This is a genomic window from Paenibacillus sp. FSL H7-0350, assembly GCF_038593195.1.
Lineage (GTDB): Bacteria > Bacillota > Bacilli > Paenibacillales > Paenibacillaceae > Paenibacillus_AQ.
In genome coordinates this window covers 696117-722614 of the sequence record NZ_CP151972.1, presented here as the reverse complement: position 1 = coordinate 722614, position 26498 = coordinate 696117, and the positions used below count along the sequence as shown (strand labels likewise).

Here is a 26498-nt window from a genome sequence, read left to right as displayed (position 1 = left end):
TACCGGCTTTTCAAAAGCCGTCTTGAAAGTTATTACCTGATTTCACCCGGATATAATCATTTTTTTGAAAGGCCTGGGGACGCGGACAGCCGGATATTGCTGCTTGACAGCATTTTAGGATCGGAGTAGTATTTTGAAATACCTCTACATACAACAAAAAACAACGAAGCATTACACACTCACAGAAAGGCGGTTCACTCATGATTGAAGCATTACGCAAGCTTGGCTTATCCGATCTGGAAGCCCGCTGCTATCTCGCGCTGCACGGCCAGCCGCCCTCCTCGGGCTATGAGGTCGCCAAGCAGGTGTCCGTGTCCCGGTCCAATGTATACGCCGCGCTGCGCAGTCTAGTCGATAAAGGAGTCTGCCGGACAGTCGAAGGTGAGCCGGTTACCTTCGCTGCAATTCCGGTCCGGCAGGTCGTTAAGCTGCTTCAGGCGGAATTTGAGCGCACAGCCCGCCTGCTGGAGAACGAGCTGACCCACCTGCCTGCTGTACCGCCCTTCTTCAGCAACTGGAAAGGAGACGCGCAGGTCGATCTGGCGGTAAAGCGCCTTGCTGCCAATGCCAGCGCAGAGATTCTGGCAGATATCTGGGCGGAGGATCTGCACCGGATAGAAGACACACTGCATGCAGCCGAAGAACGGGGCATTGCCGTCCACCTGATGGTGATAGGTGACATAACTACAGCGCTGTCGCGTGTCATTGTGCATAGCGTACCGGCAGGCGGGCCGAAGACCGCCCGGAATTTCTCGCTCCTGCTGGATAAGGAGACCTCACTTCTGGGCAGCTTCACCCGCCATTCGCAGGCTTCGGCGCTGGAGAGCAACCATCCCGCTGTGCTGGATGTGCTGCAGACGTCTTATTATCACGATGTCGTGATGATGCGCATAGAGCAAGATTTCGCACCGGAGCTGGAGGCACGTTACGGCAAGAATTACTCCTTAATATTCCAGGAACACCCTGAGATGCGCGGGCGGAAGCCGGAACCCGCATCTGAACCCAATCCCGATCGCTTGGAGGATGACACCCATTGAACACACTAAATACATCGAATGCGAATACTCCACGCTCGTCTGTACTGCATAACCGCTCGTTCCTGCGTCTATGGATTGCGCGGATCTTCTCCACCAGCGCCTTCCAGATGCTGTCGGTGGCGATTGGCTGGCAGATGTATGCGCTGACCGGCAGCGCCTACCAGCTTGGACTGGTCGGGCTGGCCCAATTCCTGCCCATGCTGCTGCTGACATTGCCTGCCGGACAGACGGCAGACCGCTATGACCGCCGCACCATTGTGTTCCTATGCCAGCTTACGGAGTGCCTCATCGTGCTGCTGCTCGTCCTCGGCAGTATCGAAGGCTGGCTCAGCGCGGTCCACCTGCTTGTAGCCGCAGCAGTGCTTGGTGCGTGCCGCACCTTCGAGAGTCCGGCCTCGGCAGCGCTGGTGCCGGACATTGTGGATCGGGATCAGCTTCCGAAGGCAGCAGCCTGGTCCGCATCTGCTATGCAGACGGCGATGATCGTCGGCCCGTCCCTCGGGGGTGTCCTCGTGGTCTGGGGTACGGCTGCCGCCTACATCGCCTCGCTTGCCGCGCTGCTGGTATCTACGGTGCTGATTTTCTTCGTCAAGACTGTTCACTTCGTCAAAAAGCTGGACGCGGTCAGCATGGACACCTTCCTCAGCGGCCTGCGGTTTGTCTTCGCCCGCAAGATTATCCTGGGTACGATCTCGCTGGACTTGTTCGCTGTACTGCTTGGCGGGGCCACGGCACTGTTGCCAATCTTCGCCGAAGATATTCTGAAGACCGGCTCACTCGGTCTTGGCTTGCTGCGTTCCGCCCCGGCGGTGGGTGCGATCATCGTCTCGCTTATCCTGACCCGCTATTCGGTGGAACGGGCCATCGGCCGGATGCTGTTCGCCTCGCTGGTCGTCTTCGCCCTGGCAACGATGCTGTTCGGCATCTCCCACAGCTTCTGGCTGTCCCTGTTCGCGCTGGTTCTGATCGGCGGCTCGGATGTCGTGAGTGTCGTTATCCGCTCGACACTGGTGCAGGTCAACACGCCGCAGGAGATGCAGGGCCGGGTGAATGCAGTGAATTCGTTATTCATCGGTACCTCGAACCAGCTTGGCGAATTCGAGTCCGGGACTATGGCCGGTCTGGTAGGGGCCGTACCTGCAACCGTGATCGGCGGAGTTGGCACCTTGATTATTACCGTGCTCTGGATGTACCGGTTCTTCCCGGTCCTCCGTACCCAGAAGACGTATACAGCGGAGGAGATTTGAACGGCCATAAGGGGCTGCCAGTCGGCAGCCCCTCTTTTTGAACTTATATGGTTTGCGGATTTTTATTAATACTCTCCCTTAATCACAAAAAACGATCCCCGGATTGTTCCGGCCAGCTTCGACTTCTGCCGTGCGAACTTGAACTTGTCCTCCAGCTCCTTCGGAATCTCCATCCCCTCTGAGAGCTTGAAGCCGACCGCCCGCTTCTTGGAGTCATCCACTGTGTACATGACGTTAAGCGCAAGACCATCCTCATAGAAAACGTAGGCGAACCGTATGTTCTCCACCTGGAACTGTGAGGTTTGGAGTGGCTTGGCAGCAAACTCAAGGCCCCGCTCCTTGCTCAGAATCCCGTTCACGTAATCCAGCGTCTCCTGGCTCTCACTGGCCGGAACGACTGTGAATTCATGTTTATACTTGTTCATGAAATAACGCGCTTCATTCGCACGTAGTCCCGCCAACGCCTCAGCAACGGGCGACGACTCCAGACCTTGTACAGACACCTCTTTGAAATCAACGGTATATGCCATAGTTAGTTATCCTCCATTACATTACTTTAGTTTCTGACGACAGGAATCCACATTTCACCATACAGAGAGCCGTCCCGGCTGCCCATCTCCACAGCCGTATTCGGCCCGCCCACGTAGGCGTATCCTTCAGCTTGCGGCAAAGCTTGTCCGAAGGCCAGGCCCGTCACGGTATTGCTTAATTCCTCCGTTGTCGCTCCTTCGCCTGCCACTACGAGATATTCCCCCTTCGGGAATTGAATCACCCGTGCTTCCTGCGGAATCTGTGCTTCTGCACCTGCCATTACCCCGGCATAATGCATCATTTTGCCGTTCACCGCTTCGTTCACCACAAACACATAATCATTCGCCGCAATCCCTTTTAACAAGTCGAGCCTGCCATCTTCACTGACCGCCTGCCAAAAATCCATCTTCTCCTTATAAATCCCGGCATAGTCCGTGTAGTCACTCTTAAGATCAACGCCCAGACCAATCACGGTAAAGCTGTCTTTCTCTTCGATAGTATACCCTGCCATTGTCATATCCCGCCTTTGTTCATGATTTGTGTTCCTCACCTGCTATGTATATGATAACCTTAAATCATGTCAAAAAATGAACCTGTTTAGGAGCCGCGATGAAAAAAATAGAACGCATCAACATCATCATGCGGTACATTAACAATCGTGCCCATTTTACGCTGACGGAAATCATGCGGGAATTCAATATTTCGCGTTCGACCGCCCAGCGGGATATCCGGGAGATTGAGGCGCTTGGAATGCCGCTGGTTGCTGAGGTGGGCCGGGATGGCGGGTATTCCGTTATGCGTAACTCTATCCTTCCGGTGGTCCGGTTCACGGATAACGAGGTCAAGGCGCTGTTCATTGCCTTCATGGCGACAAGAAACGGCCAACTTCCTTATCTAAAGAGCCGCCAGTCGCTGACGGAGAAATTACTGGGGCTCATCTCGGAGAATCAGCAGGAGGAGCTTGTTCTTCTCAATCAGATCCTGCTGTTCGAGGGCACCCACCCGGGCAATCCTGATCTGCTGGACCTGTCCGATCTCCCCCACCCTATGCTGGACAAGCTGATCCGGCTCCTGCTGGCGGACCGCTATCTGTTAATCACCTGCCGGGAAGACCAGAAGGATATCTCTTATGTTGTGTATCTTTTACGTCTCTACCAGGAGAAAAGCCTGTGGCTCATCGAGTGCTTCGACCTGGACGCCTCCAGGAAACGGATCATCCCGGTTGATCAGCTTACGGATGTCATCCCCTCACCGGAACCCAAGAGACTGAGCACCAAAAAAATTCAGGAGAAGCTGAGCAAGCAGCAGGTGAAAAACAACCTTGTCCTGGAGCTAGGTCCCCGTGCCATTGCCCAATACCGGAAATATCACCCGTTCAGGGTGGCACTGTCCTATACTAACCCCTATCAAACTACCGCTATCCTGAAAATGGAGGTCGAGGTCAACCGCACGGAGGAGCTGAAGGAAGTCACGAATTGGCTGTTGTTCCTGGGCGATGACCTTACGATGAAGGAAGTTCCGGATGAATTGTTAACAGAACTGCAAGCGAGATGCGGCCTGTTTCACACCTAGGGGGCATGCTGCAATCTCCTCTCGCTCCTTGTGCCTTCGCCGCTGCCCAATGTGATCGGTTTTCCGACTACATTTCGTCCGTTCGCCTTCCTGCTGTCCAATGTGGTCGGTTTTTCACATACATTCCACTCCCCCTTTCGCAACCGCATTTTCCTATACCGTAAAAAAGAGCAGCGCCCCCTTAACAGGAAAATCGCTGCTCTACTTCTACTTATTCTCTTGCTTACAGATTAAGCAGCAAGCTCAATACCTTCGCACACTCTGCACGCGTCGCATTGGCCTGGGGCTTAAGGAATCCGTCTGGAGTACCTGTAATGATGCCCAGTGAACCGGCGGCACTCACGGCCTCCTTAGCCCAGCGGTCAATCTGTTCGGCATCGGCAAAAGCTGGCAAAGAATCCGCCGGAGCCGGACTTCCCGAACGTAATTCGTAGGCTCTCACAAGCAGTGCGGCCATCTCTTGCCGCGTAATACGCGACTCCGGTGCGAACTTGCCGGTAGAGTCCCCTTTGACGATTCCGGCTGCAAAAGCGGCGGCCACATCGCCTGAATACCACTTGCTGCTGTCTACGTCAGCGAACGAACTCATGCCTTCTGCTTTTAGCCCAAGGGCACGGACAAGCATTGTAACGAATTCGGCCCGGGTCACTTCTCTCTTCGGCGCGAAGCGGCCTTCCCGGTCGCCCTCGATAATATGCTTGGCTGCCATTTCTTTAATGACGGAGTAGGCCCAGTCTGCCGGACTCACATCTGCAAAGCTCTTGTCATACTCCAGCAAAGCATAATTGCCGGATTGCCGTACCTGTGAAGTCAATACGGACTGTTCCGTGGTTCCGCCTACATATTCTAGCGTCCCATCGTCTGCTACTGCATACACACCAGCCAGCTTCGGATTGCCGTTCGCCTGAAGCTTCAGGCGAAGCTTGACAGGCTCGGTGAAGGAGGCCAGCGGAGTCATAACTCCCTGCTGATTCAGCACGGACAGAATCAGATTGAACATTTCTCCGGCTGTTCTCAGTTCAGCCTCATTCTTCTTATTCGCCTGAAGTATCCAGGCCGTCTTCTGCTCTGGGGACCATGGTTCAAGGACGATAGACATCATCGAGCCCTTCTGCTGCTGTCCTGCCAACGCTTGAAGCTGCTGAACAACCTTACCTGGAATCTCAGCTGTCACCGTCTTGCCTTCCACCTTCAGCGCAGCAATTCCCTTAAGTGTCGCAGCGTCAGCTGGAATTCTTACTTCGCTCTGCCCTTCAGCCATTGGAATCACAATCTGGTTCTGTGCATTCACCTTCGGCTCCGTTACAGTCAGAATCTCCGGCTGCGGTGTGGCTGGCGGTATAGCTGACGCTTGTGCTGTTGCCAGCGGAGCTGTCCAGCCTGAACCGGAGCCCGTTCCTGGTGCTGTAGTCGGACTTGGTGCCGGGCTGGCTTCCGCACTTGGCGCAGGATTCTCTTCCGGACTTGTCACCGGCTCCGTTGCCGGAGGTGTCACCGGCTCTGTGACCGGGGGTGTTCCCGGCTCTGTTGTTGGAGGCGTTTCCGGCTCTGTTGTTGGAGGTGTTCCCGGTTCACTTGGAACCTCAGGTGCAGTTGTGCTATTACGCACGAAGGTCACCTCTTGCAGATAGCCGTAATGATTGTCTGAGTCCGTGATGACCTTGAAGCCAAGCGATGCGCTGCCGTCTTCCCCTATATGCACATGCTTTAGCGTCAGAGTCCGGGGCTTCAGCCAGGCGCTGCCTGAATAGGTAACCGGCACCGAATACGTCTGTCCCTCAGAGATCACATACATCACCGAGCCTGGAGAAGGCTCGCCCTTGTCCCCGAAGATTTTGGCCTGGAGGGTATAGGTTCCCGGCTCCAGTCCGTTAATTTCATGAGTAAGGTTGAAGTTAACCGGCTTGTCATCCCCGTAATCGAAGCCGCCTGAAGCATTGCTGTCACCGAAGGTAGCGGGCTTGGAACCGCTCAGATACCAATCGGACTTAGCGCCGTTCACCGTGAGATTATTGGTGCTGACGGCTCCGGCTTTTTTGACCAGCTTGAAGTCATCAATATTCCCCCACTTGTCTCCCGCGTATTTCAGATTAGCGCCTAGTGTCAGTGTTCCATCTGTAACCTCAACGGTATCGATGGTTGGATTACTCCATTGCTGCCAGCCTGTGTTGACGAACGCCTGCTTCTGATTACCCGCAAAAATCTCGGCCGTATCTTCCCCGCCCCCGCCCGAGACCCAAGCGGATAACTGATAGGTACCATTCTCAAGTCCGGTGACCGTCTGGGAGACTTGGAATTCCGCAGCCCCTGAGCTCCAGTAGTGCAGTGCAGCCGAACCGGAATGGGCATCCGACTCCACATTGACCGCCGTGCTGTCGCCGCTTACGCTCCAGCCATTCAGCCCGTCCTCGAAGCCTGGATTCTGAATGAAGCTTGTGCTTGGCGAGACTGTGATCTCAGTTGAATCTGTAAATCCGCCGTCATACGTAACCGCAGTTACGGTAGAGGTCCCGGCAGCAAGCCCGGAGATCGTCCCTTTATACTTGTCTACCTTGACGATGGTTTCATCAGAGCTGGTGAAGGTCAGCCCCTTATAGGTTGCATTCCCCGGGCTGATCGTTGCCTTGACGCTGCCGGTTCCGCCTACTTCAAGGATAGCGGCCTGCTTCTCCACTTGCACCGACTGAACCGGCACCCGGTTGATTGCAGAAGCACCTTCAATAAAAGCATCCATCGCGAAGGAAGGCTTTCCGTCCGGGTTCCAGGCAGACAGTCCGTATCCGAAATAGACTCCCTCGGGTGCCCAATAGAACACGCCTGTTCCCTGGCCGCCAGGTACAGCCTTCACGCCATTCTGCACAGCAACCAGCATGTTATACACATTATCTACATTCTTGCTGACATCGCCGCCGACCTCGACGACCATAACCTCCTTGCCATATTTTGCAGCCAGAAGATTCATGTTGGAGGATAGTTCATTAATGGAAGAAGTATAGATCGAATCCGGGTAATAGGATAACCCGATGATGTCATAATCACTGTCCTTAAGCCCCGCCTCGACCAGACCAGCATAGAAAGGATCTACACCGCTATCTGCTCCGTTGGCTCTGTGGATAATGATTTTGGTCTCAGGAAAAACAGCCTTGGCCGCATGTGATCCTGCCTGGATCAATTCTACCAGATTCGCTGTATTACTATAGCTGCCCAGCGGATGCATCATCCCGTTATTAATCTCATTCCCAATCTGCACCCACTCGGGGGTTACCCCCGCAGTCTTCAGCGCTTGCATCACCTCTGTGGTGTACTCTGAGACATGTGCTTTAAGCTGCTCCAGGTTATCACTGGCCCAGGCAGCCGGAGTAACCTGCTTCCCGGGATCGGCCCAGGAATCACTGTAGTGCAGATCAACCATCACCCGGAAGCCGAGAGCGCTTACACGCGAGGCCAGCTGAACCATCTCTTCGGTGCTGTTATGCCCGTTAATCGGATCATCGGATGGATCGACGAAGGCCCGGAGGCGTATGGAATCAATGCCGTGATCCTTCAGAGTCTGAAGCAGGTCCGCTTCGTCTCCCTGATCGTTATAGAATTTGTGGCCCTCAGCTTCCATTTGCGGCAGCCAGCTGACATCTGCGCCCTTGGCGAAGGATTGCGGAATAGGAACCGCTCCAGCTTGTGCCGGTAATCCAAGTCCAGTCAGCGACATGATTAACATTGTAAAAGTAAGAACCGCCGCAAGCCATCTTGTTCTCTGTTTCAATATATTACCTCCCTGTGATAGTCTCTCTGTTAGTATAGATGACCAAGAAGGTAACATTGAATTAAGCGAAGCAACGAAAACCTATACTTATTCAATTTTTTCGCTGAAATGCGCTTACATTTCACTCTGAAAGACGTATAATATTGTCTATGTGAAATGCTATTCACCCTGGAATATAGATAACGGATTATACCAAAGGAGACCTAGAGATGCTGGATTCAAACACTACCCGTCTAATCACCAAAGCGATAAGCGCAAGTATTGCCAATAAGGAAATTGCCGGTGCGAACTTCATGGTGATTCAGGACGGACAAGAAAGCTGGTATCACGAAGACGGCTTTGCCGATATTGAAGCTGGACGCAAGATGTCCAGAGATTCGATCTTCCGCCTATACTCGATGACGAAGCCGGTTACGGCCGCAGCCGTTATGCTGCTCCTGGAGCGCGGGGAGATCGACCTGTTCGATCCGGTCAGCCAGTACATACCTGGATTCAAGAATCAGAAGGTGGGAAAGAACGGCGAGCTTATGCCCGTAACTCGTGAGGTTGATATTAACGATCTGCTGAACATGACCTCCGGTCTGGTCTACGGCGGAGAAGACTTGGCGGGTCAGTATACGGAGTCGTTGTACCAGGAACTGAACAGCCGCCTGCTTGGCACGAACCCGATGAGTACCCTGGAATTCGCTAACCGGCTGGGTGAGGGTCCGTTGGCCTTCGAACCGGGATCATCCTGGCAGTATGGAACCTCTGCGGATGTCCTCGGTGCATTAGTTGAAGTCGTCAGCGGCAAGCGTTACGGCGAATTCCTGCAGCAGGAGATCTTCGGTCCGCTGCAAATGAACGACACCGGCTTTTGGCTGCCAGAAGATAAGAGAAACCGGCTAGCCTCTGTCTACCAGGATGATGGTGCAGGCGGATTGACACCGTTCTCGGAGAGTCCTCTGGGCGTTAACCATCATATGGACCGGGAGGCAGCTTATGAGGCAGGCGGAGCCGGGCTGGTCTCGACCATTGAGGATGCTGCCAAATTCACCACCATGCTGATGAATCAGGGCAGCTTGAACGGGGTGCAGCTGCTGAAACCCCGCACCGTTCAGTTTATGACTTCGGCCAGCTTGACCAGCCCGCAGCAGCAAGGCTTCAACCCCTGGCATTCGCTGCAAGGCTACAGCTACGGCAATCAGATGCGCATCCTGACCAATCCGGGTCAAGCCGGAGGACTCGGCGGCCTGGGAGAATACGGCTGGGACGGCTGGCTGGGAGCTTATTTTGCCAATTGTCCGCTGGAACGTCTGACCATCCTGTTCATGATCCAGAAGAAGGATTCCGGCACGATGCCGATTACACGCAAGCTGCGGAATATCGTATTAAGCGCACTTTAAGCGACGAGGCTGTATGGATTTACTGAATTTGAGGAGCTGCCATTAGGAGCCGCCAGAAACAGGTGGATTTTCTCCACTTGCTCATGAACAGAACTATCCTCTCCAGGGAACAGTTGGAAAAAGGGCACTTAATATACTACGGGGAGTTCAGAATAAAGGGTATGCACCAAATTAGATGGCTTTTTTCCACCTAATGACCTCGGATGCTCTAAAACGTCCAAATTAAGCTGCGTTTTTCCAACTAAATGTGACAGTGTATGATGTTCTAGGGCACAACGTTAAGGGTCCAGTTCATATCCGGCTATCGGACAAGAACTGGACCCTTTTTCTGAACTCTTTTTCTGGACCCTTTTATAGTAAATGAGCGACTCCGTCTCTTCATCCTCCCCGCCTACCATTTGGCATTTGCCCTATTGGTGGCAATCACTTCAAGGAAGCGGTCGGGATAGTTCGTGTGCACTCCGTCTACTCCCCAGGAGTAGGCTTTATCCATATTGAGCTGGTAGTTCACCGTATACGGGATAATCTTCAGTCCGGCCCTTTTCACCTGGGCTACATAAGCTGCGCTGATTCCCTGGAAATTGGGGCTGATGCCTACGGCATAGGTCTTCACGGTATCCAGATAGGACTGGGTCACCCTCGTAGCCGCATAATCATTCCATACCAGCTGATATAGCGGAATATCCGGGTTGATCGCATGAAGCTTCCGCAGACTGGCTGCGCTGAAGGAGTGAACGGATACCCTTTTGGCAAGATCATATTTCACAACCGTTTCATTCAGGATCGCTTCGATCCCGAACTTCGGGGCAGGCTCCTTGATTTCGATCACATAGCTTATGTCCTTGCCGAACATCTCGAATACTTCTGCAAGCGTGGGGATGGTAAGCCCAATATAGAGATCTCTGGCGAACATCGGGTAGGCCTGATTGAACCATGAGCCTGCATCGAGCTGTTTGATCTGCTCCAGAGTCATATTCTTCACAAAGCCCTTACCGCTGGTGGTACGGTTAACCGTCTCATCATGAATCACGACAGGAATCAGGTCCTTGGTCAAATGGATATCGAGCTCAATCGAGTCCGCATCCATCTCACGCGCCAGCTCGAAGGCGGCAAGCGTGTTCTCAGGAGCATACCCGGACGCGCCGCGATGGGCAATCGTATAGACTTTGTCTGCCGGCTCGATAATCTCCTTCACCTTCACTCGTATGACCGGAGAATACGCATATAGCGTGGAGAACAAGGAAATACATAATACAATATGCACTCCGATAAAATAACCCTTATGTCTGAACATCCGCATCATGCTGCTGGCCCCATTTATGTGTGATAATAAGATACTCTATTCAGAATGGGATAGCCGTGACTCCTCAAAGTGCTTGGGCTTCCATCTTGAAGCTTATCTATCGTATCAGACATTTATCGCCTAAACAATCCATTGTGCCCATATCTCCCTGTCGCCCCGTTAGATTTCCAGAGTTGCTGTAACAGGATAATGATCCGAAGGGTATTTCCGGTCGAAGCTGTCCGTTACCGTCCGGCTCTTCAGTACCTTTACCTGCTTGTCCGTAAAAATATAATCGATCTCCTCAAGCTCATCCCACGGAATATCGTAGCGGAAACCGGTGAATGTACCCCAGGGGCCATAATGTGCATCAACTGCTCTGCGCGTATCGGTCAGCTGCGCTGTAATCTCCCGGTAGCACCGTTCGTCCGGTATGGCATTGAAATCCCCTGTCAGAACAACCGGGAGATTCCCGCCCTGATTACGAATCCAGTCCAGAATCATCAGCGCACCGCGGTATCTGGCTTCCTCACTGATATGGTCCAGATGGGTATTTACAAAGTGTATCCGGTTACCATTTCTTGTGTCCTGCAGCCTCACCCAGGTGCAGATCCGGTTGTAATCAGCGCCCCAGGACTTGGACGGAACCTCCGGCGTCTCCGACAGCCAGAAGGTGCCTCCGTCTTCCTTGGTGAATACTGATTTGTTATAAAAGACCGGACAGTGTTCACTTTCAGGATCATGATCACGGCCGATGCCTTCCACCTCATAATCCTCAAGTGCCGCCAAATCCCTGAGCTGATTGCCCCGCGCCTCCTGCAGTCCGAAAACGTCCCAGCGGTAATGCCTGATCAGGCGCAGCATATGCTCCTTGCGGAACGCCCAGCCGTTCTCTCCGTCTGACGGAATATCCAGGCGGATATTAAAGGAAGCCATTTCGTAAGTACTCATTGCTGTTCTCTCTTCCATAAATTGTAGTCGTTATAATTTCTCACACTGTTACATATTGAAGTCTATAATTCTTCTGGACGCTGCGCAACCGGTATTCCGGGCAGGAGGCACCGCACCCTTTATAAGCCGAACAAGGCTTACTCTACGGTTGGCGAATACCTCCGCTGAGTAAGCCCCACAAGGCTGGTTCAGATCATAGTAACTGCTAAGCCTGAATACTTGCCAGTACAGCAGAAATCCGCTTCCTGGCTGCATCCACCACGCTAAAATCCATTGCTGCGATATATATTTCCTTTAATTCATCCCGGTGCACCTTGGCCTCGGCCAGAGCGGCAATTGCCGTTTTCATTGTGGCCTTATATTGTGCGCTTATTTCCTCCAGCGGACCGGCGAGGCGCTCATCCGTTCCCGGTGCAACAACAGCTTCATACGTATCGATGATTACGTCTCCATCCCGCTCCGGGTAATATTCATGCGGGCTGGTGCTGTCAAAGACCGCAAAATCAAGCTCACGCACAATAACCATATCCAGACTGTGGGGATCAAATCCGCAATGATAGATTTCCGTATCAAAACCCCTCTTTTCCGCCTCAGCGGCGATTTTGCGGAGTATGGTAGATTTACCTGTTCCGGCCCGGCCTTTGAGGAAGAAGCGTCTGGCCAGCCCTTCGGTCAAATTAGGTACAAAGTCAACCGATCCCGCCGGCGTTGCTGCGCCCAGAAACCGGTGCTTCACTTCAGCACTTTTCTGAAGATTTGCTTCGCCAAACAACTGTTCCAGCATTAAGGCCGTTAATAGATCCGCCTGGCCGAAGTCCATATGCTCGAAGTAAATCTTTTCCCATTCGTCATGAATGTTCAGGGCCTCCGCAAATCTGCTGTACGCTGCCGCATAGGCAGCCGCAGCCTTCCGGTTCAGCTCCTCCATGATCTCCCTTTGGCCGGTAAGTGCCGCCGAATCCCATGCTTCTCCCAGGTTCACGTATTCCCGAGCCGCTCCGGGAGCCTTGGGCTCAATCACATGGGGCGCCGTCCCGTCAACAATGCCCACGCCAAGCGCCGGAATAATGACCCCGTCAATGGAATCCTTATCAGATGAACAATGGATCAGTTCAATATCGTATCCCCGCTCTGCCCATTCCGTGCCGATTGCTCTCATCAGCGAGGATTTTCCGGTACCGGGACCGCCTTTCAAAATGAATATCCGCCGGAGTCCTTGAAGATTCGATTCGAATAAACTATAGAAGCCAAGAGCCGTATTGCCGTCTGCAAAATATCTTAAAATCCCCGCAGCCATACACCCACTTCCTTTCCCGTTGCCGCCTGGTAGGCTTATAACCATACAATATGCGTCAGGTATTTGTAAGGTTCCAGCAGCGGCGGGAATTCCGTCCAAATATAAGATTTTATATGTTGAACACGATAAATCATCCTTCTATTTCTCGCTGAAACGGTACCGTCCTTTAATAGGACGGCAATGCCGTTTCCACTTGATTCCACGTGAAGATGCTAAACTAGACGGCCACATGCGCCATCCGGGCAAGCACCTTATCCCCTCTAGCTTGCAGATCCCCGCCGCTGAACTTTGCCAGTGTCAGACTGGAAACGATATGCCCGTCCCTCGTGAACAATACCCTGTCTGCTCTGGCGGCGACTTTCGCGTCATGGGTTACAAGCATAATGGCGGTTCCCGCTTGATTGATAGCTACCAGCAGCTCCATGATTTCCTCTGCGGCCTTCGAGTTCAGCGCACCGGTTGGCTCATCGGCAAACAGAATCTCCGGCGTATTGATCAGCGCACGGCAGATTCCGGCCCGCTGGAGCTGGCCGCCTGATACCTCCGTGGTATCCCTGTTTTCCAGCCCGGCAATGCCTGTCTGGATCATCAGGTGTCTCGCTTTTTGCGCGAGCTCCGCTGTGTTTCTCATGCCATCCTGCACAGCGGGAAGCAAGATATTATCCAGCAAGTTCAGGTTCCTCAGCATCGTAGGCGACTGAAAAATAAACCCCATCCGGGTCCGGCGAAGATCCGCAAGTATATTTTCACGGAGACCGGATAATTCTGTATCGCCAAATTTGACCGATCCCTCAGTAATATCATCCATGCCGCTGAGCGCGAACAGCAATGTGGTTTTGCCTGAGCCTGACGGTCCCATCACAGCAACAAATTCACCTTCTGTTATATCTACGTCTACTCCATTCAACACTGTGGCCTGTTCTATACCCTTACGGTAAGTTTTCACAATATGGGTACCTGTAATGATGCTTCTCATCTGCTAAGCCTCCTTGATATGCCCGGCAATGGGTAAGGTCTGGATGCCGGAAATGCCTAACCTGGTAGCGGCAACAACACAGCCTGCAATCAGCAGGGGCGAAATGAAATAGACAAACCACGGATTTACCGCGAAATGGAAGGCTGCTGCGCCGAAGGAAGACACGATTGCCACCCCGGCAAGCTCCCCCAGCGTATTTGCCAAAAGCGTACCAGTGATGACACCCGGCACCAGCACAGTGATGGAACGCGAAAGATACTGCCTGCGAATATCCCTGCTAGTGAAGCCAATAGATTTCAATATTGCTATAGGATAACGATCCTTTGACACTAACATCATCATAAATAGCGTTGTTACCAGCAGTGTGAGCAGAGCAGTTGCCACAGTAGCGACAATGGATGCCTTTTGTATGGCCTTGCGCATAGGACCGAGCATCTGCCCGATGGTCTCGTCGATCCCGGTAATTTTGGCGGAGGGGAATTGTTCCCGGTACTGTGATATTGCTGCCTGAACACTCTGACGGTCACGGAACGTAACCGCAATCCCGATGCTAAGAATCTCCCCGTGATTCATATCAAAATTCACCTGTGCTGTACGCCCGCCGTTCGTAACATCGGAGTAAATTCCGCACACCTTCAGGTGCTTCTCCGTGCCGTCAACGATAACAACGAGTTCATCCCCAACATTCTGTTCAAGGTCTTCCGCATTCAGTACCGAGAGCGCGATCTCCGCTTCCTCTTGCGGCGCACGGCCTTTGGAGTACGTAATCGGAAAAGCGGAATAGTCCCCAAAGGTCACCCGCAGCTTCTCTAGCATTCCATCATCCGTTCTTCTCTCTAGCATCCGGCTGGTGAATAATGCATATTTCTCAACGTTCTTATCTTCATTCAGCCGAGCTGCAACCTCCTCAGCCTTCCCCTGAACATCCTCCACCTGTGTCCGCAGTACTCCAATATTCACGTCGCTGATGCCCATACCCATATTGGTGATGAAGCTGGGGGCAGAGATCGTACGGCTGATATTGTACGGCACAATCATAATGAATGAAGAGATGACCAGCACCATCGTCATGGTGACATACATCTTCTTACGGGATAGCACATCCTTGACGCCAAGAAAGATATTTCGGGTGAACAGCCTGTTGTGACTCAGCCGGAAGCTTCTGCCCGGTTTCGAGGATTCACGGGATGCGCCGAACCTCACCGCCTGCGCCGGGGAGATGTTACGGAAGCGCCGCAGCACACCATTCACATATATCATGACCACCACGAAGATGAGCACTGCCCCCGTAAGCCCGCAGAGCAACTCGGGGAACCAGCTCCCGCTATCGCCCATGTACAGACGTATATTTTGCATAAAAGGGATTTGGAGCGGCAGAGAAGCCAGGAAGCCCAGCATACAAGCTACACCCGTGATCGCGCCGTATTTCGCAAGGTACAGCTTCTTAATCTGTGATACCCGTATCCCGATGGCCTTCATTACGCCTATTTCCTTATAATCCTCTTCAATCGTTGCCAGTAGCGTAAAGCGGATGCACAAGAACGCCACGATGATGACCAGAATGCCGATCAACACCAGCACAGCAATCATAATGCCGTCCGTAATGCCGTTAATCATCTTCACTTGATTGTACGTGATCGCAGGCGGACCATTGGCCGGGAGTCCCGCATCCAAATACGCTGCCTCAAATGCCGGATAGTTAACCCCCTCGTACAGCCGGAATTCAATCAAGTGCTCCAATTGTCCGAACTCACGAACCCTCTCGAAATCCGTCTGGCTCACAAGGAACCGTTTGGAGCTTACCAGCGCCGCGTTCATGGTCGAATCCCGCAAAAAACCGGCAACGCGGAAGGAAATACCGTGGATCGTCACTGTATCTCCAAGTACTGCGTTCCCTTCCTGCCTGTAATAGACAGGGACATAGATTTCACCGTCAGCAGGATGAATCACCTTACCGTTTAAGTCCAGCAGGTAGTCGAACTTGTTGCCCTGTACGGAAAGACCGTTGTCTTGAATGCTTCCAGCAAGCGTATCGTTCCCGATCACAATCTCTGCACCCTCGATATTGAGGAACTCCTGCACCTGATATTCCTCAACACTTCCGTTCGTGTCCGCGAAGTGCCGCAACTGGTCCATATCAACATTGCCTGTATGCATCTGCATGAAATGGAGCGCCTTCGCCGATCGAAGCATGTTATCAATTGCGCCGGACAGATTCACTGTAAGCGATGCGGCGAGCGAGGTCAGCATGGCAGCAACGAGGATGAATGCCATAATCGTGCCGGTGATCAGCTTGCTTTTGCGCAGATCGTTTTTAATAATTTGTAGATACATGTCACTCCTCCGTCTATTTGTGTCCTTACAGATTTAGCCTATAGGAAAACTGAGGACGAACTCCTTGGTATAGGGCGGGGCTGCGTCCAATACGCTAACCCCGCCGGAATGCCGTTCCATCACCTTGTGCACAATTGCCAGTCCTAGCCCTGTTCCGCTGCTGGTGCTTCTTGAAGCGTTGCCTGAGACAAACGGCTCGAACAGATTGCCGGCGATAGGCTCCGGGATCGCTGCTCCATTATCGGCAATATGGATTGCAATCCGGCCAGGTTCATCCGTTAATCCCACATATAACAGGCTGCCTGACGGGTTATGGCGGATTGCATTGGTTAGCAGATTGCCGATAGCCCGGCTTATTTCCAGCGGGTCTGACATGTAAAACACGGGATGGTCCGGTAATTGCAGCTCTAAGTTCATTTGCTTACCTTCGATTTCACCAAATAGAGTAGCGCAAGATATCCGAAGCAACTCCACAAGGTCAACCTTCACTAAGTTCAACTGGTAACCGGGCGCACCCAGTTTGGAGTAGGCCAGCAGCTGGTCAATCAATTGGTTCATCTGCCCCGATTTCGCTTGGATCGCCAGATGGTATTCCCGCTGTTTGTCAGGCTCCTCAACCAACCCGCCTGCCAAGGCCCCGGCATAGCCGGAGATTGTTGTCATGGGAGTTCTCAGATCATGGGCGATATGCGAGAACAGCTGCATCCGCTCACTCTCCATGTTCATCCGCTGTTCTTCGGCATCCTTCAGCCTCTGCGCCATATAGTTGAACGCATCCCGCATGTCTCCAAATTCCGTTTCCGTCTCAAAATCCAGTCTGGTATTCAAATGGCCCGAGGTCACCGCCTTGAATCCTTCTTCCATCTTCCTTACAGGCTCCATAAGCTTCCTGTTGATCCCGCGCCCGAACAAGGTAATCCCGATAAAATACACGGCAGCTGTAATAAGAATCCAGATCACGGACAACGTGACCTGAAGTGATTCCGTTCCCTTAGCCAGCGGGGAAGAGGCCAGCTCCGCGAAGTTCATCCCATTCTTCCATGTAAGCAGACCGAACAATAGCTCCAGGACCAGCAGCGTCAGCGCAATGCCGAAGGTATAGCCTATGAATCTGCGCATGATGACTCTTCTGAAGCTGCGCTTATTCTTCATGGATGCACCTCCAGCCGATAGCCTAATCCCCGCACGGTTCCAATGGACACTCTACTGCCGCCGGGAAGCTTGGCGCGCAGCTTGCTGATGGCCACCATCACCGTATTATCATCTACGATAGCCGTCTCCTGCCAGGCCGCTTCATACAGCTGCTGTTTGGTGTATACGCGACCCGGGCTTTGCATAAACAGCTTAATGATGTTAAATTCTGTTGCGGTAAGGTGAATTGTCACGCTGCCCCAGTATAGACCGCAAGCAGAAATGTCCAGACACAGCTCCCCTGCCATCAGCATATCCGCTGCGGAGTCCGCTGCACCGCCGCTATAGCGGCGTAATTGGGCTTTAATTCGTGCCAGTACCTCCAATGGGTCAAACGGCTTAGTCACATAATCATCCGCGCCAAGGTCAAGCCCCAGAATTTTCTCGTGATTCTCTGTCTTGGCACTAACGATGATAATAGGCAGATTGCTGTGCTCTCTCAAGCCCTTAATCAGCTGATAGCCATCAAGCTCAGGCATCATAATGTCGATGACAGCCAGATCAACCCGTGCAGCTGCAGCCTGCTTCAGTGCTTCCCGGCCGTTACCGGCCTGGATCACGGTATAGCCCTCCTTTTCAACATACAGGCGCAACAGCTCCCGGATCTCCTTCTCATCATCCACAATCAGAATCGTTTGATTCATCATTCACCTCTCCTCCCGCCCATCCCGCAGGGCTGTAAGTCCATTATGTTGACCCTACCTTTCAGTTAAACACGGGTAACCTTAACATTGCCTTAAGATTTGTCATACGAACGGGCTGTCCATACCAAAAAGCGGCATTCCCCATCAACGAATGATAGAAATGCCGCATAATCTATATTTAGCTCTTCTTATATTCCCATGAACCGCTCCACACCTGCCGGGTCCATGACGACCATCTGCTTGTTGCCGATCAGCTTGATCAGGCCGGAGTCCTCGAATCGGGAGAACTTCCTGCTGATCGTCTCCCGGGTCACTCCGACATAACTGGCCAGCTCTTCGCGGGACAGCGGCAGGTCGATATGTACGCGTCCGCCGCGTGGCTTGCCGTATTTCTCACTCAGCTCCATAATCATATAAGCGATCCGGATTTCCGGGTCCTTGGTCGCCAGGCTCTGTGCCAGATTCTCGGTGTGGGCGAGGCGTTTGGTTACGCTGGAGAGCAGGCGCAGGGAGATGTCTGGATTCTCGGTCATGATCTGCTCCATATCGCTGCGGGTCAGCAGGCAGATATTGGTGTCTTTCAGCGCATACGCACTGAAGTTGCTAAGCTCGTCGCTGTTGAAAATACTGAGTTCCCCGAAGAAATCCCCGTTCGTCAGGATATGTAAAATCTGTTCCTTCCCTTCGGGCGTGAGCTTGGATAATTTCACATGTCCCTGCTGAATAATGTACAGAGTATCGGACGGTGCGCCTTCGAGAATTAGCGGCTGGCCCTTGGTGAATTTGCGGTGCTTAATCATGGCGCTGATCCGGGTAAGATCCTCATCGGTCAGCGCGGCAAAAATCGGTACCTTGCGTGTACAAGGTTCTGCGGCGTGCTGGCAGGAATGCTCTTTCATACCGATTCCCCCTGTAATGTGAAATGTGAAGCCTTAGCTTTAATCCTCTATTGGGTAATTGTGTTCTTTTCTTCTACGGGTACAAAGTGGCTGGTGTCCTCACCACAGACCGGGCAGACCCAATCTTCCGGCAGATCCTCGAACGCTGTTCCAGCCGCTACATCCTCATCAGGATCACCTACCGCCGGGTTGTAGATGTAACCGCAAGGGGTACAGATATATTTTTTCATCGTAATCAGCTCCTGTTATTATGGTTAGTGAATTAATTCAATACAGCCTGCGTTTCTGCTATAATCTCGTCAATGCTCATGCCGTCAGCACTTCCGCTCAGCCGGACGCCTTGCTCAACAGCCGCCTTGTAAGCCAGCGAAGCTGCAGCACCCTGCCAGGACAACGCCCCGACAATGACATGATCCTTCACAAAAATCCGTGTATACTCTCCATTCTCTTCACCGCATACCGACTCATCGCAATTCCGCTCATCGGTGTTGCCGATGGAGAATAAGGACACCCCGAACGCATTGAACAAGGTCACCGGAACCGCTCTGCGGTATACACTCCGGGCTTCAGCCATATTGCTTCCTGCGATCTTGCCCTGTTCCATCGCTCCGCCCCACAGGCCTTCCACCAGCCCGTCGAACTCGGCAACGTCCCCGGCTGCATAGATGTTCGGTGCACTCGTCTGCAGATGTTCATCCACAACAATGCCGCTGCGGACCTCAATATTCGAGTCGTCAACCAGAGCAGTATTCGGAACAATCCCAATAGAGTAGACCACATGGTCACACGGGAAGCTCGTGCCGTCATTCAGCGTAACCCCGGTGACGTACTCTGTACCCTCGATGGAAGCCACGCCCGCATGAAGAATCACCTTCACCCCGGATTGTTCAAGGGTTTCTTGCAAAAGCTTGGAAGAGTAGCTGTCCAGTTGTCTGCCCATCAGGGCGGGTGCGTATTCAACCACAGTCACGTTATATCCTGCTTCGTGAAGCGCCCAGGCGGTCTCAATCCCCTGCACCCCTCCGCCGATGACCGTTACGCGGCTGCCTTCCTTAAGACCGTCCTTCAGCCGGTCTGCATCAGCCAGCTCCCGGATGGTGTGTACGTTAGCAAGTCCGGCACCCTGAATGGTTAATGCGCGGTTCTTCGCCCCCATGCAGAGCAGCAGCTTATGGTATTCCACACACTGGCCGCTCTCTGTCTCTATCGTCTGGCGCTCCGGGTGGATAGACACGATGCGGGTGGACGACTGTACGGTGATGCGGTTATCGCGGTACCATTTCTCCTTCTTGATCAGAACCTTCTCGCTGTGCAGGTCGGTGAACAGGCCCTTGGTCAGCTTGATCCGGTTATACGGCAGGCCGCTCTCTTCCCCGATGATCGAGATTTCCGAGTCCGCGTCCTGATCGCGGATCGCTTTGGCGGCATGGACGGCAGTTACACCGCCGCCAACAATTACGTAATGCTTCGTCATGTTCGCTTCCTCCTCCCTAGATTGAACTGAGCAGCAGATCCGAGACAAATTCGGTTGCATGCTTAATCTTCTGGACCTTCTCAGGCTCTCTTGGGGAGAATCTTACCCGAACGGGGAACTCTACATGGGTCATGCCGGTGGTTTTGATAACCTCAGAGGTACTCTGTACAGTCATATTCGTTCCGTTCAGATAATCCTGAATGACCTCGATCGCTTCTCCGCTCCAGCCGTAGGAGCCAAACGCAGTAGCAAGCTTGCCTTCCAGATTCATCTCCTGCATACCCTTCAGCACTTCCTCCAGGTTCCCGATCATATCCGCATACTTCGTGGAGCTGCCGATGAAGACGGCGTCTGCCGATTCTATGCTGCGCAGGATGTCTGCGGTGCTGCTTTTATCTGCGTTCCAGACTTCTGTCTCAATATTGTTCTCCTTCAGGCAATTCTCAATGATTGCGGCCATCTTCTTCGTGCTGTTCTTGATGGTGGTATAGACAATGACAGCCTTCTTGCCCTGGGTGGTCTCCCGGCTCATGGTGGCGTACAGCCCGATGAACTTAGGAATGTCCTCGCGGATCAGGAACCCGTGGGATGGCGCAATCATGCAGATCTCCAGATCCTTCACTGCTTCCAGCAGCGTTCTTACATATCTTCTGTGCGGGTGGATAATCGCTGCATAATAGCCTTTGTAATCTTCCGTGATATCGAAACCTGCTTCATCACTGAACAGATGCTCGGCAGCCACATGCGTACTGAAAATATCGCAAGGGAACAGGATCTTGTCTTCCACACAGTACGTAATCATCGTCTCTGCGGTGTGGAGGTACGGCGTTTCTTTGAACAGCAGGGTTTTGCCGCCGATATCCAGCGTGTCTCCGTCCTTCACCACCAGGAAGTTGCGGCTGTGCAGCTTATACATCTCCTGCAGCTCAGGCACAGCGATCTCGGTGCAGACAATCGTAGCATTCAGGGCCTGTGCTGCCAGTGCCGCAAGTCCGCCGGAGTGGTCAGGCTCGGTATGGTTAATGACAATGTAATGAATATCCATAAGGTCAATCATTCCGGCGAGACACTCGGCATATTCGCGGCCGAATTCCATATCCACGGTATCGATTACGGTCGGCTTGCCGGTTTTGAGGAGATAGGAGTTATAGGTGGTGCCCTTGGCGAGAATCAGGCGGTGGAACGGAACTTCGCGATTGTCTATTTTGCCTACCCAGTGGATGTCGCCTGCGATTTGTCTGGTTTGTGTACTCATATGTGTTAGCCTCCAATATTTGATTGATAATCCTTATCAGCAACCTCATTCTATTACGCCAGCCGCTTAAAAAGGAGGATTCAAATCAAATTTCGGAAGTTTGTGAAACCTTTCATTTGGCATACTCTTAATGTAGCCTAGTTCACGGAAGATGTGGTGCGTGTGGTCACAGGCGGGGAGAAAAACTCTAATTACCTCCATCACTATCAAAAAAGGCCGATCTCTATAAGATCAGCTTTTTTGGGCAACAAAGGTTATGCAATCAGAGGTCAACTTGACGGGCAGCCCGTTTCTGTTGATCTCAAATGCTAAGGGTTTTACGATCAGCTGCTCTATCTCCCATCCGGCAAACTGCTGTTTCAATAGTTCAATCATTCTTTCAGTAGACAGATTCACTTCAAACATGGGGTCCAGCTCTTGCTTATTCTCTAGAAGCATTTCCCGGATATTGGACGCGATAATAATACAATTCGCCCCGCCTGCCCTTGTCCCGGCATTCATTTCACTCAGTTTCTGCTCCAGTGCCTGTGCCGAACTAACATGCTCCAATGAGGATACGGCTATGATAATATCATATTCATTGGGTTCAATGAAGAAGTGTTCAATATCAGATAGAACAGGTACAATGTAAGGCTCGACACCGAACTGCTGACTGTAACTCTTCAGCTTCGCTATGGCTGACTCCAGCAAGTCTACACATACAACTTTTCCATTCCTAGGCTTAACCGATTCGGCGATCGGAATGCTATTCCGGCCAACTCCAGCTCCCAGATCCAGTATGCTTATGTATTCTTGATCCTTATACTGATTGATAAGATTAATGACTGTAGTAACGGGTTTGTGCAGCCAGGAGCCTGGTTGAAATAACTTGCTGCTCTCATAACATTGATCATGATATATTTTCTCTTCGGATCTGATCCTCGATAGCCTGTCCATTCCTTCGCCCCCAATACTTCAAATTATCCTCATACTGATATACTCTACCCCAATAAATTCAGAGGGGCGCGGCCGAGAGAAGTGTAACTTATCTCTATTAATATAGTCAGTATCAAATCAAAACGCAAAGAACAAGAGCAGCCCCACATGGAAGCCGCTCCTGTCATTGATAATATTGTTCACAATATAATTACACAAGATATCTTATGTTACTTAGAAGGTGCAGGAGCCGGCACCAGCTCGGGAAGAGCCTCTACCATGGCCTCTTCCCGCTCAGGTACTGGTGCAGGGGCAAGCCCGGAATCCGATTGGGCAGCACTTGCTTTTGGCACGGTTACGGGAGCACTTTCAGCAGGGGATGCTACAAGCTCAGGCAGCGGCTGCGCAGTGATGTCTGCTTGAGCAGCTCCAGGAGCCACTTCAGCGGGAACCGTTACAGAATCAGCAGATTCAGCGGGCCCGGCAACGAGTTGTCCTGCTGTATATTCCTGGGCGGGGATGGTGCTGCTCTCGGCAGGCTCGGTGCCAGATACTTTGGCAGGCTCGGTTATTTTACCCTTGGGCACTTTAGAAGCTGCAATTTCGGAAGCCGCATTGTCAGAAGAAGTATACTCCGAGTCGGCGACAACTTTCGGCGTCATCTTAGAGGCCAATGCTGCAGTAGATGTGCCGATTCCGGCGATTAACAGTGCTGCGGCAACCGATAGGAAGAGGGTCTGTCTGTTTAGTTTTTTGACGTTAAGCATATGGGATAATCTCCTTTGTAATTGTTTGCCGTCACCGGATAATGAGGCGTAGAACGCTCCGGGGTGACTGGCAGGTCCTGCCATAACATTCAGAATCGTCCCGCCGTAACGTTTGCGGTCGGCATGAGACATCTTCTGCACAACCTCCTGGTCACAGGTCAGCTCGCTCCAGGTATGAAGCTCATGCCGGACCGTATGAACCAGCGGATTATACCAGTGCAAGGTACGGGCGAATAGCAATGCAGCTTTGATCCACAGATCCTTCCGCTTCAGATGAACCAATTCATGGCGCAGGACCATCTCCATATCCAGATTGACATGACTCTCTACAGGCAGATAGATCGCCGGTCTCCATAATCCTGCCAGAAAAGGACTGCGTGCGACATGACTGAATGCGAGCTTCACGCTACAGGTGAGTCCAAGCTCCTCCTTGATGCTTCTCAGCATCATGGCTGTCTCGCTATTCTCCGGTACCATGGTCCGGTTACGCTTAAGCACTCTGGTGAACCTGCGGTACGCATACCCTTGCCAGGCGGCAAAAGTAATGGCTCCCGCTGCCCAGATCCCTAACAGGATATAGGCCGTACTTGTGGTAAGGGCTAGAGTAGGCTGCAGAGATTCCGCTATATACCCTGTTATCCTCCCGCTCTGGGGATTCTGTACACCTGTGGCTGCGTGCGGCACAATCAGGTGTTGGGATAGCCACGGCAGGATAAGAGCTATAGGGAACAAATAAAAGACTAAGGCCAGCTTAATGAGTCCGTAACGCCATCGGGCCGGGAAATGTCCGGTGGAGAACCTCCCCAGTACCTGTATACTGAGTGTCACTACGCTTCCGGCAACGGTTAGCGGGATTAGAATATCGAGCAAGGTCTTCATCGTCATCACCTACTTTTCCGAGAACCATTGCTTCAGCTCGTCAATATCCTGGTCCGACAGCTTGTCGCCGTCATACATAGCAGAGATCAGATTCTTGACCGAACCCTGATACAGCCCGTCCAGGACATGCTGAGTCTCCACCAGCTTATAGTCCTCAGGTGAAATGCCGGGTACATACTTGTTCAGCCGCCCATGCCGGGTAGCCGTCAGAAACCCCTTATCCACTAATCGTGACAAAAAGGTAGATATCGTCTGCGCCTTCCAATCCCTTCCCTTATGCGCGAACTGGTTCAGCAGCTCCGTTGAAGTAACTGGCGGTGTACTCGCCCAAATGGCTTCCATTAACTCTAATTCTGTATCCGATAGCTTCTGAATCTTGTTCACCGTGAACACCTCATATGTCTGTTATGCGTCCATAACATTATTACTACACTACGTAGTAGTTATAATCTACTACACAACGTAGTGGTTAGTCAACTGCGCTGAGCCGTCCGCTCAATAGCATCGATCATCTGCTGATACAACTGGTGCGGCAGGTCATGTCCCATGCCTTCAACCAGCATCAGCTCAGCGCCCGGGATGGAGGAAGCGGTGTCCTCGCCGCACGCCGGAACGAACAGAGGATCGTCCATCCCGTGAATGACAAGTGCAGGGACCTTTATGGCTGCCAGCAGCGGACGGCGGTCACCGGAGACCGCAATCGCAGCAATCTGCCGTCCCACACTGCCCGGGTCGTAGGCCCGCCGGAATTCCTCCGCAATGAGTGCCCGGTAAGCTTCTTCATCGAATGGATGGCCGGTACCGGCAATACGCTTGGCAAAAGCCATGCTGTGCGCTAAAAATCCTGCCTCATCCTCAAACGGGTTCGGCCCCGGGGCAGTCATCATCCCCATCACCTCCGGGGAAGCCTGCGGAAGGGAAGGATTCCCGGACGTAGACATGATGGACGTGAGCGACAGGACCCGGTCCGGGTACTTACTGGCAACAAGCTGGGCGATCATTCCGCCCATGGACCGGCCAACGATATGTGCCCCGTCAATACCCAGGGCATCAAGCAATCCGATCACGTCACCGGCCATGTCATCAAGCGTGTAAGGCATGTCCGGCCGTTGACCCGACATGAGCGCAGCCGCCAAGGCATTGAAATCCATAGCCGGGTAATGGCTGTAATGGGTGGAGCAGCCCGTGTCCCGATTGTCAAAACGGATCACCCGGAAGCCCCGGGCCGCTAGTTGTTCACAAAATGGAACAGTCCAGCGGATCATCTGGGTTCCAAGTCCGGCAATCAAGATCATCACCTCGTCATTATCATTGCCGAAGCTGTCGTAAGCCAGCTCAATGCTATTCGTCTGTATAATGTTCATAGTGTCTGTTCTCCTTCAATTCTTCTTCTGTAATGCAACTGCAGCTAACTGCTTCACATGGTTGCGGATATCAGGTGCCCAGTCTTGGGTACATTGGTCCAAACGCTCCGCATCACCGGCATACAATGCGCGCAGAGCTTCTTCATAATGGCTGAAATCCCCGGCCATGGCTGTCATAAAGGCATAAGCTGCTTCTTGTGACTTGCGGATGGTACTCTGCTGTTCTCCGGTACGGCGGGCTTCATCAACCAGCTTGCGTAAGGTTACCGATGCCCCTCCAGGCTGGGCTTTGAGCCACTCCCACTGCCTTGGCAATAAAGTAACCTCACCGGATACAACCCCCAGCTTGGGCCGTCCGGCCCGGCGCGTGGTCTGGGGATTCACTTCTGTAACGGTTGACTCACCTGAAGGTTCTGCTAACCGCGTAAGCACATCATCTGTTGTCCCGTGATAATCAACATCTATCGGCTTCCCCGTGGAATCGTCAAAGATAAGCACCCGGGCCAGTTCACTGTCACTCAGCCTCCCCTTCACTGTAGTAACCACCTGCTCTAATGAACCGCTGGAAACAGCTTCCGCTCCCAAAAATGCCGTGCAGTAAGAATGCGTCTGTTCATTACTCATACTCATGTTATAGGTTGACCTCCTTCTATTTGATTTAATTATACCCGGGTAAAAATATAAATGCAATATTACCCGGGTATAATAATGAAATAGCTAAGAATAAAATCACACTAA

Annotated in this window: 23 protein-coding genes; 4 read left to right on the top strand and 19 right to left on the bottom strand. The window is 52.4% G+C overall.

Annotated elements, in window-relative coordinates:
- Positions 1 to 200 precede the first annotated feature (200 nt).
- Together NYE24_RS03420 and NYE24_RS03415 are read left to right on the top strand one after the other, a co-directional pair.
- A complete protein-coding gene (locus tag NYE24_RS03420) occupies positions 201 to 1037 on the top strand; it encodes a helix-turn-helix domain-containing protein (protein ID WP_342478039.1) in 837 nt (278 codons plus the stop codon).
- A complete protein-coding gene (locus NYE24_RS03415; protein ID WP_341025241.1) occupies positions 1034 to 2284 on the top strand; it encodes an MFS transporter in 1251 nt (416 codons plus the stop codon). The genes NYE24_RS03420 and NYE24_RS03415 overlap by 4 nt, the downstream gene beginning before the upstream one ends.
- Positions 2285 to 2349: 65 nt before the next feature.
- On the opposite strand, the gene NYE24_RS03410 is transcribed toward NYE24_RS03415, so the two are convergent.
- Together NYE24_RS03410 and NYE24_RS03405 are read right to left on the bottom strand one after the other, a co-directional pair.
- Complete coding sequence (locus tag NYE24_RS03410; RefSeq protein ID WP_076153884.1) at positions 2350 to 2814, bottom strand: phage tail protein; 465 nt, start codon at positions 2812 to 2814, stop codon at positions 2350 to 2352.
- A 26-nt stretch (positions 2815 to 2840) separates the two neighbouring features.
- Positions 2841 to 3326 (bottom strand): GyrI-like domain-containing protein, encoded by a 486-nt coding sequence (locus NYE24_RS03405; RefSeq protein ID WP_076153885.1) that lies wholly within the window; start codon positions 3324 to 3326, stop codon positions 2841 to 2843.
- 98 nt (positions 3327 to 3424) lie between these two features.
- Between NYE24_RS03405 and NYE24_RS03400 the strand changes: the two genes are divergently transcribed.
- Positions 3425 to 4387: an HTH domain-containing protein gene (locus NYE24_RS03400; protein ID WP_342478038.1), complete on the top strand. Its 963-nt coding sequence runs from the start codon at positions 3425 to 3427 to the stop codon at positions 4385 to 4387.
- A gap of 223 nt (positions 4388 to 4610) precedes the next feature.
- On the opposite strand, the gene NYE24_RS03395 is transcribed toward NYE24_RS03400, so the two are convergent.
- On the bottom strand, positions 4611 to 8147 hold the full coding sequence (locus tag NYE24_RS03395; protein WP_342478037.1) for a glycosyl hydrolase 53 family protein: 3537 nt from the start codon (positions 8145 to 8147) through the stop codon (positions 4611 to 4613).
- A gap of 209 nt (positions 8148 to 8356) precedes the next feature.
- Between NYE24_RS03395 and NYE24_RS03390 the strand changes: the two genes are divergently transcribed.
- On the top strand, positions 8357 to 9532 hold the full coding sequence (locus NYE24_RS03390; protein ID WP_342478036.1) for a serine hydrolase domain-containing protein: 1176 nt from the start codon (positions 8357 to 8359) through the stop codon (positions 9530 to 9532).
- Between the two features lie 391 nt (positions 9533 to 9923).
- Here the strand turns inward: NYE24_RS03390 and NYE24_RS03385 are convergent, their stop codons facing one another.
- The 16 genes from NYE24_RS03385 to NYE24_RS03310 all read right to left on the bottom strand — a co-directional run bounded on the left by NYE24_RS03385 (position 9924) and on the right by NYE24_RS03310 (position 26384).
- Complete coding sequence (locus NYE24_RS03385; RefSeq protein WP_162174453.1) at positions 9924 to 10826, bottom strand: glycerophosphodiester phosphodiesterase family protein; 903 nt, start codon at positions 10824 to 10826, stop codon at positions 9924 to 9926.
- 168 nt (positions 10827 to 10994) lie between these two features.
- Complete coding sequence (locus tag NYE24_RS03380) at positions 10995 to 11765, bottom strand: endonuclease/exonuclease/phosphatase family protein (protein ID WP_342478035.1); 771 nt, start codon at positions 11763 to 11765, stop codon at positions 10995 to 10997.
- Positions 11766 to 11970: 205 nt separating this feature from the next.
- Positions 11971 to 13062, bottom strand: a complete 1092-nt coding sequence (locus NYE24_RS03375) for a PRK06851 family protein (RefSeq protein WP_342478034.1) — start codon at positions 13060 to 13062, stop codon at positions 11971 to 11973.
- Positions 13063 to 13279: 217 nt separating this feature from the next.
- On the bottom strand, positions 13280 to 14038 hold the full coding sequence (locus tag NYE24_RS03370; RefSeq protein WP_342478033.1) for an ABC transporter ATP-binding protein: 759 nt from the start codon (positions 14036 to 14038) through the stop codon (positions 13280 to 13282).
- Positions 14039 to 14041: 3 nt separating this feature from the next.
- Positions 14042 to 16372 (bottom strand): ABC transporter permease, encoded by a 2331-nt coding sequence (locus NYE24_RS03365; protein WP_342478032.1) that lies wholly within the window; start codon positions 16370 to 16372, stop codon positions 14042 to 14044.
- Positions 16373 to 16405: 33 nt separating this feature from the next.
- On the bottom strand, positions 16406 to 17524 hold the full coding sequence (locus tag NYE24_RS03360; protein WP_036693842.1) for a HAMP domain-containing sensor histidine kinase: 1119 nt from the start codon (positions 17522 to 17524) through the stop codon (positions 16406 to 16408).
- Positions 17521 to 18210 (bottom strand): response regulator transcription factor, encoded by a 690-nt coding sequence (locus tag NYE24_RS03355; RefSeq protein WP_305954358.1) that lies wholly within the window; start codon positions 18208 to 18210, stop codon positions 17521 to 17523. Before NYE24_RS03355 ends, NYE24_RS03360 begins: the two co-directional genes overlap by 4 nt.
- Before the next feature lie 185 nt (positions 18211 to 18395).
- Positions 18396 to 19106: a Crp/Fnr family transcriptional regulator gene (locus tag NYE24_RS03350; protein ID WP_036693844.1), complete on the bottom strand. Its 711-nt coding sequence runs from the start codon at positions 19104 to 19106 to the stop codon at positions 18396 to 18398.
- A 47-nt stretch (positions 19107 to 19153) separates the two neighbouring features.
- On the bottom strand, positions 19154 to 19336 hold the full coding sequence (rd, locus tag NYE24_RS03345; RefSeq protein ID WP_036693846.1) for a rubredoxin: 183 nt from the start codon (positions 19334 to 19336) through the stop codon (positions 19154 to 19156).
- A gap of 32 nt (positions 19337 to 19368) precedes the next feature.
- A complete protein-coding gene (locus tag NYE24_RS03340) occupies positions 19369 to 20580 on the bottom strand; it encodes an FAD-dependent oxidoreductase (RefSeq protein WP_342478031.1) in 1212 nt (403 codons plus the stop codon).
- Positions 20581 to 20596: 16 nt separating this feature from the next.
- The gene (locus tag NYE24_RS03335; RefSeq protein WP_036693850.1) at positions 20597 to 21835 is read right to left on the bottom strand and encodes an FprA family A-type flavoprotein; all 1239 of its coding nucleotides are present in this window, start codon (positions 21833 to 21835) and stop codon (positions 20597 to 20599) included.
- 231 nt (positions 21836 to 22066) lie between these two features.
- Entirely contained in the window at positions 22067 to 22771 is a 705-nt protein-coding gene (locus tag NYE24_RS03330; protein WP_036693852.1) for a class I SAM-dependent methyltransferase, read from the bottom strand.
- A gap of 209 nt (positions 22772 to 22980) precedes the next feature.
- Positions 22981 to 24402, bottom strand: a complete 1422-nt coding sequence (locus tag NYE24_RS03325) for a M56 family metallopeptidase (protein ID WP_342479194.1) — start codon at positions 24400 to 24402, stop codon at positions 22981 to 22983.
- A 3-nt stretch (positions 24403 to 24405) separates the two neighbouring features.
- Positions 24406 to 24780 (bottom strand): BlaI/MecI/CopY family transcriptional regulator, encoded by a 375-nt coding sequence (locus NYE24_RS03320; protein WP_036693854.1) that lies wholly within the window; start codon positions 24778 to 24780, stop codon positions 24406 to 24408.
- An 89-nt stretch (positions 24781 to 24869) separates the two neighbouring features.
- Positions 24870 to 25760, bottom strand: coding sequence for an alpha/beta hydrolase (locus NYE24_RS03315; RefSeq protein WP_342478029.1), 891 nt, complete (start codon positions 25758 to 25760; stop codon positions 24870 to 24872).
- A gap of 15 nt (positions 25761 to 25775) precedes the next feature.
- The gene (locus NYE24_RS03310; protein ID WP_342479193.1) at positions 25776 to 26384 is read right to left on the bottom strand and encodes a DUF2239 family protein; all 609 of its coding nucleotides are present in this window, start codon (positions 26382 to 26384) and stop codon (positions 25776 to 25778) included.
- Between the last annotated feature and the right edge of the window lie 114 nt (positions 26385 to 26498).